Genomic DNA, 12649 nt, shown 5'->3' with positions numbered 1-12649 from the left:
CTCGACGTCGTGAGCGCGGCTGTCCGGGACATTTCGCATCCGACCCGCTCGGGACAACGTTCTCCAGGTTACCCATGGGTCAAGTGGTTGTTGAGCATTTCCGGTCATGGATCGGTTGGCTGCGGCGGAATCGGGTCACCTCCCTGCTTCTGACCGGAGGTTTTCTTGCGACGCGCCTTCGATGTCTTGTTGATATCGTGCGCACGATCCGGTGACGCCGCGGCATCGATCCGGTCGAGCACCTCTTTCATCTCCTCGAGTTCGCGGCGCAGATAGTCGCGTGTCGCCACCTCGCCGACCGCGATCCGCAGCGCCGCGAGTTCGCGAGCGAGGAATTCGGTATCCGCCTTGGTCTGGGTCGCCCTGGACCTGTCCTCTTCGAGCGCGACCCGGTCCCGGTTGTCCTGGCGATTCTGGGCCAGCAGGATCAGCGGGGCGGCGTAGGCGGCCTGGGTGGAGAAGGCCAGATTGAGCAGGATGAACGGATAGGGATCCCAGCGCAGCGCCACCACGAAGATGTTGATCAGGATCCAGACGATGACGACAACGGTCTGCATCGCCAGATAGCGTCCGGTGCCGAGGAATCGGGCCACCCGCTCGCTGCTGCGGGCCAGCGCCTCGGCATCCCAGTCGATCCGGAAACGGGTTTCCAGCGGTGTCTCCAGCCGCAGCCTCGCCGGGCTCTTCTCACTCATGCCCTGGCACCCCTTCGTGTGATTCCTCCTGCTCGCGCCAGTCCTCCGGCAGCAGGTGATCGAGTACGTCGTCCACGGTGACGGCGCCGAGCAGATGACTCTCCGCGTCGACCACCGGGCCGCACACCAGGTTGTAGGTGGCGAAATAGCGGGTCACCGCCGACAGCGGCACCTCGACGCGCAGCGGTGACAGATCGCTGTCGAGTATTCCGCCGACCAGGTGCGCCGGTGGTTCGCGCAGCAACTGCTGGAGGTGGACACAACCCAGATAGCGTCCGGTCGGCGTCGCGGTCGGCGGACGGACCACGAAGACCATCGACGCCAGCGCCGGGGTCAGATCGGGATTGCGGACCCGGGCCAGCGCTTCGGCGACCGTCGTCGACGGTGTCAGGATCACCGGCTTGGGGGTCATCAGACCGCCCGCGGTGTCGGGGGAGTGTTGCAGCAGCCGCCGGACCGGTTCTGATTCCTCCGGATCCATCAGGGCGAGCAGCGATTCGCGTTCGCCGGTGGAGAGTTCGCCGAGCAGGTCGGCGGCGTCGTCGGGATCCATCGCCTCCAGGACGTCGGCGGCCCTGCGCACCTCGAGGTGGCCGAGCAGGTCGATCTGGTCGTCGTCGGGCAATTCCTGGACGACGTCGGCGAGGCGTTCGTCGTCGAGCGCCTCGGCGACCTCGATCCGGCGCTTCTCCGGCAACTCGCGCAGCAGATGGGCGACGTCGGCGGCGCGCAGGCCCTCGAACTGTTCCAGCAGTGTCGTCACGTCCTGGCCCGGTCTGCCGATCTCGTACGGCGTCAGACCGGACACGCGTGACCAGTCGACCACGTGCACGGTCCGCCTGCGCCCGATGCGCCGGTGCCCGCGCACCGCGACCCGCGAGACCCGCCAATCCCGCGTCCTGGTCTGCTCGATTCCCAGATCCACCACGAACACATCGATGTCGACCAGGTCGGGCAGGTCCGGATCGTCCACCCGGACGGCCGAATCCACGATCTGCGCGATGGCGAGCAGTTCACCCGGTCGCTGCGCGAAGCGGCGCAGGCTCACGGTTCCGGTGTTCAATGTGACAACACCGGGCTCGATCGCGGTCACCCGCAGCATGGGTACGAAAATTCGCCTGCGGCTCGGCAGTTCGACGACGAGGCCGTGCACCCGGGGCTGCTGGCGGTCGTAACGGATAGCCACGACGACATCGCGGATACGGCCGATGGACTCGCCGTCCGGTCCCAGCACCACCAGGCCGGCCAGCCTGGCGACGTAAACCCTGGTTGCTGCCATGGCTGTCAGGCTAGAGGTTCGCGGGCGAGCGCACCCGCCACGCCACGGACGACAAGAACACGCGTTTCACATCCCCGGAAATCCCGGCGTGATAGCAGAATGGTGATATGACGAATCCTCTAGGAGGCTCCAGCCGCGCCCGGCAGGGTCTCCCCACCCCACCGTCGGGTTGGCCGGTCGGCTCCTATCCGACCTATGCCGAGGCGCAGAAGGCTGTCGACTACCTGGCCGACAATCAATTCCCGGTGCAGGACGTGACGATCGTCGGCGTCGACCTGATGCAGGTCGAACGGGTGCTCTACCGGTTGACGTGGGGCAAGGTCATCGGCGGCGGCGTGGTGAGCGGCGCGTGGCTCGGCCTTTTCCTCGGTCTGTTGCTGAGCCTGTTCACCACCGGCGGCGCGTTCGGGCCGCTGCTGGTCGGCTTGGTCGGCGGCATCATCTTCGGCGTCATCACCACCTCGATCCCGTACGCGGCGACCAAGGGACAGCGTGATTTCGCCTCGACCATGCAGTTGGTCGCGGGCCGTTACGACGTGCTGTGCGATCCGAAATCGGCCGAGCAGGCGCGCGATATGCTCGCCAGGCTGGCGATCTGACGGATGGAAGTAGTCGACAGGGTCCGCGCCGGAGTGCTCGACCACTACGGCGTCGCCGCCGCCGGGGTCGACTCGGCCTCGGTGACCTTCCTCGGGCTGGAGGCCATCGAGATCCTGCGCATCCACGACGGCGATCTGGTGCGTTTCGTCACTCTCGGCGGCTCACGTCATCCGATGGGTGATCCCGGTGACCTGCTGGCGGATCCGGTGCGTGGACCACGTGCCGAACTCGTGCTGTCCCTGCGCGCCGGAATCGGCGAGACCGCGGGACTCGTGCGCGCGCTCGGGGTCCTGGTCGCCACGCCCGCCGTGGAAGGCGTCGTGCTGCAACCCGACGCGCTGCTGGATCTGGGCGAGCCGATGTGGGCGGGCGCGAATTTCACCGCAGTCCTGCTCGGTGACAGCGATATCCCCGAGGTCGTGCTGCCCGAACCGGCCGACCCGGTCCGCTATCTCACGGTCACGCCGGTGACGGCGACCGAAGCGGCGTGGGTCCGGGTGCGCGGGGCGAGCGCACTGCGTGACGCGTGGGGCGAGGCCGGGATCGACGTGCACGACCCGGCGCGCGGGGCGGCCACCCTGTAGTCGCGCGGCGGATCGCTCAGAGCCAGTGGTTGCGCCGGAACAGCACGAGCAGCATCGTGCAGATGGAGACGATGACGCCGATGACCAGCGGGTATCCATAGGTCCACCGAAGTTCCGGCATGTGTTCGAAATTCATGCCGTAGATGCCCGCGATCATCGTCGGCACCGCGGCGATGGCGACATAGGCCGAGATCTTGCGCATATCGGTGTTCTGCTGGACGCCGATCTTGGCCAGCCCCGCGCCGATCAACGCGCTGAGCGATCCGTCGAAATCGGTGATGCGCTCGGCCACGCTGGTGTGGTGGTCGGCCACGTCGCGCATATAGCGCCTGATCTCCTTGGGCAGCGGGAGATCGGATTTGTGGCCGAGCAACTGGAGCGGAATCGCCAGCGGATTCACCGCGCGGCGCAATTCGACCACTTCGCGTTTGAGCTGATAGATAGATTCGATGGCGACCTGGCTGCGCGGGGTGAAGACCTCTTCCTCCATCGCGTCGATATCCAGTTCGACCGAGGCCGCGACATCGATGTAGTTGTCGACCACGTAGTCGGCGATGCCGTGCAGCACCGCGCCGGGGCCGTACATCAACATGGTCGCGTCGGCTTCCAGGCGCTGCCGCACCGACGCCAGCCCGGAATGCTCGCCGTGCCGGACCGTCACCACGAAATCGGCGGCGGCGAACACCATGATCTCGCCGGTCTCGACGATCTCGCTGACGCTGTGCAATTCGTGTTCGACATAGGCGACGGTGCGCATCACCAGCACCAGGGTGTCGTCGTAGCGTTCGAGTTTGGGCCGCTGATGCGCCCCGACCGCGTCCTCGACGGCGAGGGCGTGCAGACCGAATGTCTCGGCGATATCGCCCATCTGGGCGGCGTCGGGATCGTGCAGGCCGACCCAGACGAAACCGGCCCCGCGATTACGCACTTCCGCCAGGGCGTCCCGGTGGGTGAATCGGCCGGGCAGCCGGTGTCCGTCGACGTAGACGCCGCAGTCGACGATGGCGCGCGCGGTCGGGACCGGGATGCGCGGCAGTTCCGAACGTGTCGCCGTTCGGGCCGCGCGCGCGGAAGCGCGGAACGACGGCATCGGCGGAATGGAGGGCACCCGCCGATGCTACGTCGGGATCGGCGACGGGCCTGCTCGAGACCGGGTCGCCTTGTCGGGGCCTGACCACAACCGTCGGAGATCGCGCACTGTATGACTGGAGACGTGCGCATCGACCTCCACACCCATTCGAACGCGTCCGACGGTACCGACACACCGGCCGAACTCGTGCGGAAAGCGGCGGCGGACGGCCTGGATGTCGTCGCCCTCACCGATCACGACACCACATCGGGGTGGGCCGAAGCGGTGGAGGCGCTACCCGAGGGGGTGAGCCTGGTGCGCGGCATGGAGATGTCGTGCGTGGGGCTCGGTGAGGACGGCTGGCCGGTGCCGGTGCACCTGCTCGCCTATCTCTTCGACCCCGCCGACCGAGGTTTCGCCGAGGAGCGCGAGCGGTTGCGCGCCGAACGCGTCGATCGGTTGCGGGCGATGGCCGAACGGATGCGCGAGGACGGCCTGCCCATCGATCCGGACGCGGTGCTCGATTCCGCCGGTGCGTCGGCGGGGCGTCCGCATCTGGCCAGGGCGTTGGTCGAGGCCGGGGTGGTGCCCGACGTCGGCTCCGCGTTCACCCGGCTGCTCGCGCCGAGCGGGCCGTATTACGTCGACAAGGCCGACACTCCGTTGCGTCGCGCGGTGGAGATGATCGCGTCGGCGGGCGGGGTCAGTGTGCTCGCTCACACCAGGGCCAGGAAGCGCGGGCGGCTGCTCGCCGTCGACGACATCCGCGAACTGGCCGAGCTGGGACTGGGCGGACTGGAGGTCGATCATCCCGACCACGCCGCCCCCGATCGGGAGGTGCTGGCGGGTCTTGCCGCCGAACTCGGGCTGCTCACCACCGGGTCGTCGGATTACCACGGTGCGAACAAGACCATCCGCCTGGGCGAATTCACCACCGATCCGGCGCAGTTCGACGAGCTCGTCGGTAAGGCCACGGGTGTGCCGGTGATCGTCCGGTGAGAGTCGTTCGCTGGCTCAGTGGCGTGGTGGCCGCGGGAACCGTCGTTCTGGCCCTCGTCGTGATCGGATCCGCCTTCATCGCGAGCAGACGCGATTTCCCCGGGCCGGGCGGGGAATCCATCGTGTGCCATGTGCTCGCGTCCGTGACGGCCGTTGTCGCTCAGATTTTTTCGGATCGGCATCGGGGTTTCGCTGCCTTTACCGGGTCCGCGGTTGTTTTCGTGGTCACGGGAATATTGCTTTGGACACAATGGTGGGGCTAATAGCCGTGTAATAGTTGCGGCCGGATGAATAGTGGCCGAATATTTCTTCTTGTGGCTGATCTGGAAGCGGAAGTTCTGGTTCTCGGCGGTGGCCCCGCCGGTGCCTGGGCCGCTGTCTCGGCCGCCACGTCCGGCGCGCGGGTGATCCTGGTCGACAAGGCCCGTTGCGGATCCAGCGGTCCCACCGCCTTCGGCATGACAGCGCTCTGGAATATGCCGCCCGGCCCCGACCGTGACGACGCCGTCCGCCGCGCCTGCGCGCACGGCGGTGACCTGGGCGACCCGATGTGGATCGACATGGTCCTGGACGAGACATATCGTCGCGTCGACGAGTTGGCGCGCTGGGGCTACCGATTCCCCGGCACCGATCGCAACGCCCACCGCAAGTCCTCGCGGGTGTGCGTCGACGGTGCGAGCTATCTGCGCCGGATGCGCCGACGCCTGCGCGAGGCGGGTGTCCGAATTCTCGATCACCACCCGGCGCTGCAATTGCTCACCGACGGCGACGGCGTCGTCTCGGGCGCGACCGGCCTGCAACCGCACAACCGCTACCTGCCGTGGACCGTGCGCGCGGGCGCGGTCGTCGTCGCGACCGGCGGTTGCGCCTTCCTGTCCGGCGGACCCGGCACCGATGTCGACACCGGTGACGGACTGCTGCTCGCGGTGGAGGCGGGCGCCGAACTGTCCGGGATGGAATTCTCCAGCGCCTACGGCCTGGCCCCGGCCCTGAGTCTGCCCACGGTCGCGCGGCATTCGAGTTCGGCGCCGGGACTGGCCGCGCATTTCCCCACGGTGTACGACGAATCCGGCGCCGACCTCGCCGACCTCGGAACCGACGCGTTCGCCGCGCTCGCCGCGGGCAGGCGCGTCTACGCCGCCGTCGAAGATCTGCCCGAAGTCGTGGGGATCTGGCTGTCGCGCCAAGGGGTGGTCGACCGATCCCGGCGGATTCCGCTGCGGGCGGTACTCGAGGGCACCGTGCGCGGCACCGGCGGCCTGCATATCACCGGAACTGATTGCGCGACAACGGTTTCCGGCCTGTACGGAGCCGGTGACGTCACCACCAGGGAAGCCATCACCGGCGCGGTCAGCGGATTCGGCGGGCAGGGCGGCGCGTGGGCGCTCGCCTCCGGCGTCTGGGCCGGTGCGAACGCGGCCCGATTCGCCGTCGCCAGGGGGATACCCCGGGCCGCCGATCCGGTGCCCGGCGCGGGACTGCACGATCGGCCGCGCGTCGATCCGCGCGCGGTGGTCGGTCTGGTGCAGGAACACACCTTGCCGTTGCGACGCAGCTATTGGCGCAGCGCGGGCAGCCTGCGCGACAGCATCGGTGAACTGGACGGGATGTGGCCCGGCGCCGAATTCGATCTCGGCGGACGCGGTGCCGGTCGGCTGCGCGCCAGGCAGGCCGCCGCGCTGCTCGCGGTGGCGCGCTGGACCAAATACAGCGCGCTGGCCCGCACCGAGACCAGGGGGATGCATCGCCGCACCGACCACCCCGGCGCCGACGCCGATTGGCGGGTGCGGCTGATGTCCGGCGGTCTCGACGAGGTCTGGGTGCGCCCGGAGACCCGGCCGTGGAATCGGGTCGGCGCCGACGAACGGCCCACCGGCGCCGAGAGCTCCGACACGCGCGACGATTACGGCCACCTCACCGCCGCCGACGTCCGCAGGATCGCCGGTCAGGAATCGGTGCTCGCCGTCTCCCCGCGCGAGCCCGTCGACGCCCAGGTCGCCGAACCGTCCGCCCGGCCGCTCGCCGGTCAGGAATCGGTCCTCGCCGCACATCCGCCCGCCCGGCCCGTCACCGAGGAACCCGCCGACGGACACCGCGGCGGCGTGGCGGATCCGCTACCCCTGTGAACGTGCTCCCGATATGGTCGACGCCCGCGCCGACAGGTCGGCTCACCGCGCCGGTTCGAGTGCGCTGCGTCTCCTCACAGACCCCGTTCGCCGGGGTGCGAGTTTCCCCTTACCTCTGGGTAATTCCCGGGCCCTACCCTCGGAATATGACGCGCGGCCGGTATAGCACAGACCGGTTTGGCAAGTCGTTGTCGAGGCTGGCAGAATATTGCGGATTCCCGCCCTTGCCACCGCCGGGTCAGGGAACGATGACGATCTTCTCCGCCGCGCACCGCGGCGCCCCGAGGATCGCACCGCATATCCGCCCGGAACACCCTCCGGCTCCGCTTCGCGGATCAGCGACGCACCGCCAATTCGATATCCTGCTGCAGGTTCCCCGCGCGCGATCGGAATGCGAAACTGATCGACCGGAGCACTCGATGAGCGGTTCAAATCATTTATCACCTCAGTACCCGGCGGTAACCGTCCCCCGGTTGAGCCCGACCCGAGCAGGAGTGAAATCGTGTCACCTGTGACTGACGCACCGAATGCCACCGCGGTGAACCGCACCGACGATCCGGCCTCCCTTTCCTCGATCACGTCGGAAGAGATTTTCGCGGGCCACCTCGGCGGCAAACTCTCGGTCGAGCTGTCAGCTCCGCTGGAGACCCAGCGCGACCTCTCGATCGCCTACACCCCCGGCGTCGCGCAGGTCAGCCGGGCCATCGCCGAAGACGAGTCGATGGCCAAGCAGTACACCTGGACCGACCGCCTGGTCGTCGTCGTCAGCGACGGCACCGCGGTTCTCGGACTCGGTGACATCGGCCCGCGCGCCTCGCTGCCGGTCATGGAGGGCAAGGCCGCGCTGTTCAAGAAGTTCGCAGGCCTGAACTCGATCCCGATCGTGCTCGACACCAAGGATGTCGACGAGATCGTCGACACGCTGATCCGCCTGCGCCCGAGCTTCGGCGCGGTGAACCTCGAGGACATCTCGGCTCCGCGCTGCTTCGAGATCGAGCGGCGCGTCATCGAGGCGCTCGACTGCCCCGTCATGCACGACGACCAGCACGGCACCGCCATCGTGGTGCTCGCCGCGCTCAACGGCGCGGCCAGGGTCCAGGGTCGCGCCATCGACGGACTCAAGATCGTCGTCTCCGGCGCGGGCGCGGCGGGCGTCGCGTGCACCAACATCATGCTCGCCGCGGGAGTGAAGGACGTGACGGTCCTCGACTCGCGCGGCATCGTGAGCCGGGAGCGCACCGATCTCAACGAGGTCAAGTCCGAACTGGCCCAGCGCACCAACCCGCGCGGTCTCAACGGCGGCGCGGCCGAGGCTCTGGCAGGCGCGGACGTGTTCCTCGGTCTGTCCGCCGGTCTGATCGCCGAGGAACTCATCGCCTCGATGGCCCCGGAGTCGATCGTCTTCGCGATGTCCAACCCGGATCCGGAGATCCACCCCGAGGTGGCGCGCAAGTACGCCGCGATCGTGGCCACCGGCCGCAGCGATTTCCCGAACCAGATCAACAACGTCCTCGCCTTCCCCGGTGTGTTCAAGGGCGCGCTCGACGCGGGCGCCCGCCGGATCACCGAGGGCATGAAGATCGCCGCCGCCGACGCCATCCTGAGCGTCGTCGCCGACGAGCTCGGCCCGGACAAGATCGTCCCGAGCCCGCTCGACCCCCGTGTCGCGCCCGCCGTCGCCGAAGCGGTGGCGAACGCGGCTCGCGCCGAGGGCGTCGCGTAAGCGGTTCGAATCTCCACGGGAGCGCTCCGGTCCGAATTCGGACCGGAGCGCTCCCGTTTTCGGTCCGGATCGGCCTCCCTACGAAGTGGGCCGGATCGAATTCGCCACTGTGATCGGCGCGAGTCCACGACGCAGACGACCGGTGCCCGGCGCGCTCACCCACACCGCGAGGGCCAGGATGCCGTCGAGCGCCATGGCCAGTACCGCGACGAGAATCGCGCCGACCAGCACGCGGTCGTAGCGGTAGAGGCCGATACCGTCGAAGATGTAGCGCCCGAGACCGCCGAGGTTGACGTAGGCGGCGATGGTCGCGGTGGCGACCACCTGCAACGTCGCCCCGCGCAGGCCGGTGAGCAGAATCGGCATGGCATTGGGGATCTCGACGCGGAACAGGATCTGGCGTTCGGTCATGCCGACCGCGCGCGCGGCGTCGACCACGTCGTCGGGCACATTCGCGATACCCGCGTACGTGCCCGCGAGCAGCGGCGGGATGCCGACGGTGACCAGGGCCAGCAGCGGCGGGATCAGGCCGAGGCCGAGCAGCAGCACCAGAAAGGTGAGCAGTCCGAGGGTCGGCAGCGCGCGCATCGAATTCGCGAAGCCGACGATCAGCGCCGCACCCCGACCGGTATGCCCGATCACCAGTCCCAGCGGCACCGCCACCACGGCCGAGGCGGCGACCGCGAGAGCGCTGTACCAGAGATGTTGCGCGATCCTGGTTCCGATGCCCGCCGGACCGCCCCAGTTCGCGCCGTCGGTGAGATAGGTCCAGGCGTCGAGAAACAGACTCATGTGCCGCCGCCCTTCGCGGTGCGTCCGCTCCTTCGCGTCCACGGTGTGGCGAGACGACCGAGGGCATAGACCGCGCGGTCGAAGATCAGCGCGAGCGCGAGCGTCACGATGATGCCCGCGACGATCTCGTCGGGATAGTCGCGCTGATAGCCCTGGGTGAACAGTTTGCCGAGCCCGCCGACCCCGATCAGCGCGCCCACCGACACCATCGCGATATTGCTGACCACGACGACCCGCAGACTCGAGACGAAAACCGGCACGGCCAGCGGCATATCGACGGTGAGGGTGCGACGCAGCGGACCGTAACCGATGGCGTCGGCGGCGTCGATGACATCGGCTGCCACCGAATCGAGGGCGGCCGGAACCGCGATCACCAGCAGCGCGGTCGAATACACCGACAGGGCGATGATCACCGTGAGCGGATCGATCGTCGAGATGCCGACCAGCGGCGGGATGATGACGAACAGGGCCAGCGACGGCACCGTGTAGGCCAGACTCGCCACGGTCACGGTGACCCGGCGCAGCCACCGCACTCGACGAACCGACGCGCCGACCGGAATCGCGATCACCGATCCGATCACCAACGGCACCAGCGCCAGATACACGTGGGTTCGGGTGAAACCCATGACGACGGAGAAATTGTCGATCAGATAGCGCATCGAACACCTCGGACCGTGCTCATTCGGCGCCGTCGGAGGAGAGGCCGTGGCGTTCGGCGTCCTCGGACGCCCGCTGTTCGGCCAGTACTCGGACGACGTCGCTCGCCCGCACGCCACCCAGAACCGCGCCGGAATCGTCCACCGCCACGCCGATTCCCGACGGCGAGGAGACGGCCGCGTCCATCGCCTGGCGCAGATCCGCGCCGGGAGCGAACAACGACCCGCCCGCCGACATGCTCTCGGCGAGAGAGGTTCCGGCCCGCACCGACGCCGCACCGGCGATATCGATCCACCCGGACGGCCGGTCCGCCGCGTCGACCACCAGCACCCATTCGCCCGGTGCGGGCCGCAGGTCCGCCACCTCGTCGGCGCGTGCGGTCCGGATCTCGTGTACGGGAACGTGTGCGGCGGTTCGGAACGACAGGCCGCGATAGCCACGGTCGCGCCCGACGAATTCCGCCACGAAATCCGTTGCGGGCCGGGCGAGTACACGTCGCGGGGTGTCGTACTGCTGGAGGACGCCGCCGCGGCCGAAGACCGCGAGGCGATCGCCCAAGGTGATCGCCTCGTCGATATCGTGGGTGACGAACACGATCGTCTTGCGCAATTCGGCCTGTAGTCTCCGCATTTCGCTCTGGAGTTCCGCCCGCACCACCGGATCGACCGCGCTGAACGGCTCGTCCATCAGCAGGATCGGCGGATCGGCGGCCAATGCCCGCGCCACCCCGACCCGTTGCTGTTGCCCTCCCGACAACTGCGCCGGATAGCGCTGCGCCAGAGCGCGATCCAGCCCGACCCGGTCGAGCACCTCCAGCGCGGCGGCCCTCGCGGCCCTGCGTGAAGCACCGCGAAGAACGGGGACCGTCGCGACATTGTCGAGCACCGTGCGATGCGGCAGCAGCCCACCGCTCTGGATCACATATCCGATCCCGCGGCGCGATGTCACCGGATCCACCGTCGAGATATCGACGCCGTCGACGGTGATCGCCCCCGAGGTCGGCGTGATCATCCTGTTGATCATCCGCATCGACGTGGTCTTGCCACAGCCGGAGGGACCGACGAACACGGTGAGCGAACCCGATTCGATATTCAGGTCGAGATCGCCGACGGCACGGGTGCCGTCCGGATAGATCTTGCTGATACCGCGAAATTCGATATCGGACAAACGGTATCTCCTGGTAATCCTGTATTCCGGCGCTCGAGCCGACTAGCCGAGGTGCTTGTTCAGTCCCATGGCGTTCACCCACGCCACCGCCGCCGCTTTCGGTTCGGTCTTGCTCGTCCCCGAAACGGCCTCGTTCAACGCGAGCAGTTCCTGCGTCGTCAATTTCGCGGAGACGGCGTTCAGCGCGGCGAGCGCCCGATCGGATTTCTTCGCCGCGTTGAACAGCGGCACCACGTTCTGCGCGGGGAAGTTGTTCTTCGGATCCTGGAGCACCACCAGGTTGTTCTGGGTGATGGCGGGGGAGGTGGTGAAGATATCGGCCGCGGTCACCTGTCCCTCGACCAGGGCTCGGACCGTGGCGGGACCGCCGCCGTCGGCGATCGGCACGAAATTGTTCGCGGCGATGTCGAGTCCGTAGTTCTTCTTCAATCCGGGCAGTCCGCCCGCGCGCTCCTGGAATTCCGCGGGAGCGCCGAATTTCACCTCGGCCGAATGGGGCGCGAGATCGGCGATGGTGCGCAGATTCCAGCGGTCGGCGGTGGCCTTGGTGACGACGACGGCGTCGGAATCCTGGGCCTGGGCCGGGGTGCCGATGACGAGATCGGAACCGAGGGCGGTGACCAGCGCGGCGTCGACGTCTGCGGCGCTGGTCGCCGTCGCGTTCTTGTCCAGGTATTGCAGCAGGTTGCCGGTGTACTCCGGGATCACCGAGATCGCGCACTGGCGCAGCGCCGGGATGTAGGCCTCGCGGCTGCCGATGTTCAGCCGGGTTTCGACGGTGAAACCGTTGACGCGCAGCACTTCCGCGTAGATCTCGGCGACGGTCTCCGATTCGGGGAAATTCGCCGACCCCACGACGACGGTGTCGCCCGAGCAATCGCCGTCGGCGGCCAGTGGATCGGAATCACCGCAGGCCGACAGGATCATGGCCGTCGCCAATGCCGCCGCGGCGATCAGG

12 protein-coding genes are annotated in these 12649 nt (G+C 68.1%); 5 read left to right on the top strand and 7 right to left on the bottom strand.

The genetic code is table 11. From position 1 onward, the window contains the following. Positions 1-104: 104 nt before the first annotated feature. Both OG225_RS28545 and OG225_RS28540 read right to left on the bottom strand, forming a co-directional pair. Positions 105-695, bottom strand: a complete 591-nt coding sequence (locus tag OG225_RS28545) for a DUF1003 domain-containing protein (RefSeq protein ID WP_216908980.1) — start codon at positions 693-695, stop codon at positions 105-107. Then, positions 688-1974, bottom strand: coding sequence for a magnesium transporter MgtE N-terminal domain-containing protein (locus OG225_RS28540; RefSeq protein ID WP_216908997.1), 1287 nt, complete (start codon positions 1972-1974; stop codon positions 688-690). The genes OG225_RS28545 and OG225_RS28540 overlap by 8 nt, the downstream gene beginning before the upstream one ends. Positions 1975-2081: 107 nt before the next feature. Between OG225_RS28540 and OG225_RS28535 the strand changes: the two genes are divergently transcribed. Next, positions 2082-2573: a general stress protein gene (locus OG225_RS28535; protein ID WP_109528482.1), complete on the top strand. Its 492-nt coding sequence runs from the start codon at positions 2082-2084 to the stop codon at positions 2571-2573. Between the two features lie 3 nt (positions 2574-2576). Next, complete coding sequence (locus OG225_RS28530) at positions 2577-3158, top strand: suppressor of fused domain protein (protein ID WP_405178077.1); 582 nt, start codon at positions 2577-2579, stop codon at positions 3156-3158. A gap of 16 nt (positions 3159-3174) precedes the next feature. Here the strand turns inward: OG225_RS28530 and OG225_RS28525 are convergent, their stop codons facing one another. Further along, a complete protein-coding gene (locus tag OG225_RS28525; protein WP_405178076.1) occupies positions 3175-4266 on the bottom strand; it encodes a magnesium and cobalt transport protein CorA in 1092 nt (363 codons plus the stop codon). Positions 4267-4371: 105 nt separating this feature from the next. Here OG225_RS28525 and OG225_RS28520 point away from each other — a divergent pair, with 105 nt between their 5' ends. The 3 genes from OG225_RS28520 to OG225_RS28510 all read left to right on the top strand — a co-directional run bounded on the left by OG225_RS28520 (position 4372) and on the right by OG225_RS28510 (position 9075). Continuing rightward, on the top strand, positions 4372-5226 hold the full coding sequence (locus OG225_RS28520) for a PHP domain-containing protein (protein ID WP_405178075.1): 855 nt from the start codon (positions 4372-4374) through the stop codon (positions 5224-5226). A 314-nt stretch (positions 5227-5540) separates the two neighbouring features. After that, the gene (locus OG225_RS28515; protein ID WP_405178074.1) at positions 5541-7352 is read left to right on the top strand and encodes an FAD-binding protein; all 1812 of its coding nucleotides are present in this window, start codon (positions 5541-5543) and stop codon (positions 7350-7352) included. A 502-nt stretch (positions 7353-7854) separates the two neighbouring features. Then, positions 7855-9075 (top strand): NADP-dependent malic enzyme, encoded by a 1221-nt coding sequence (locus OG225_RS28510; RefSeq protein ID WP_405178073.1) that lies wholly within the window; start codon positions 7855-7857, stop codon positions 9073-9075. A gap of 78 nt (positions 9076-9153) precedes the next feature. Here the strand turns inward: OG225_RS28510 and OG225_RS28505 are convergent, their stop codons facing one another. Genes OG225_RS28505 through OG225_RS28490 form a run of 4 tightly spaced genes read right to left on the bottom strand, consistent with a single transcriptional unit; the run spans position 9154 to position 12618 of the window. Beyond that, a complete protein-coding gene (locus tag OG225_RS28505; RefSeq protein WP_405178072.1) occupies positions 9154-9867 on the bottom strand; it encodes an ABC transporter permease in 714 nt (237 codons plus the stop codon). After that, positions 9864-10526 carry an ABC transporter permease gene (locus tag OG225_RS28500; RefSeq protein WP_405178071.1) on the bottom strand — a complete coding sequence of 221 codons (663 nt, stop codon included), beginning with the start codon at positions 10524-10526 and terminating at the stop codon, positions 9864-9866. Before OG225_RS28500 ends, OG225_RS28505 begins: the two co-directional genes overlap by 4 nt. 19 nt (positions 10527-10545) lie before the next feature. Then, entirely contained in the window at positions 10546-11691 is a 1146-nt protein-coding gene (locus tag OG225_RS28495) for an ABC transporter ATP-binding protein (protein ID WP_405178070.1), read from the bottom strand. A gap of 42 nt (positions 11692-11733) precedes the next feature. Beyond that, the gene (locus OG225_RS28490; RefSeq protein WP_405183394.1) at positions 11734-12618 is read right to left on the bottom strand and encodes an ABC transporter substrate-binding protein; all 885 of its coding nucleotides are present in this window, start codon (positions 12616-12618) and stop codon (positions 11734-11736) included. Positions 12619-12649: the final 31 nt, after the last annotated feature.

Origin of the sequence: Nocardia sp. NBC_01377 (assembly GCF_045040005.1) — a bacterium.
GTDB lineage: Bacteria > Actinomycetota > Actinomycetes > Mycobacteriales > Mycobacteriaceae > Nocardia > Nocardia noduli.
Note: the sequence above shows the minus strand (reverse complement) of the source record. Positions and strands in the feature narration are given on the sequence as shown.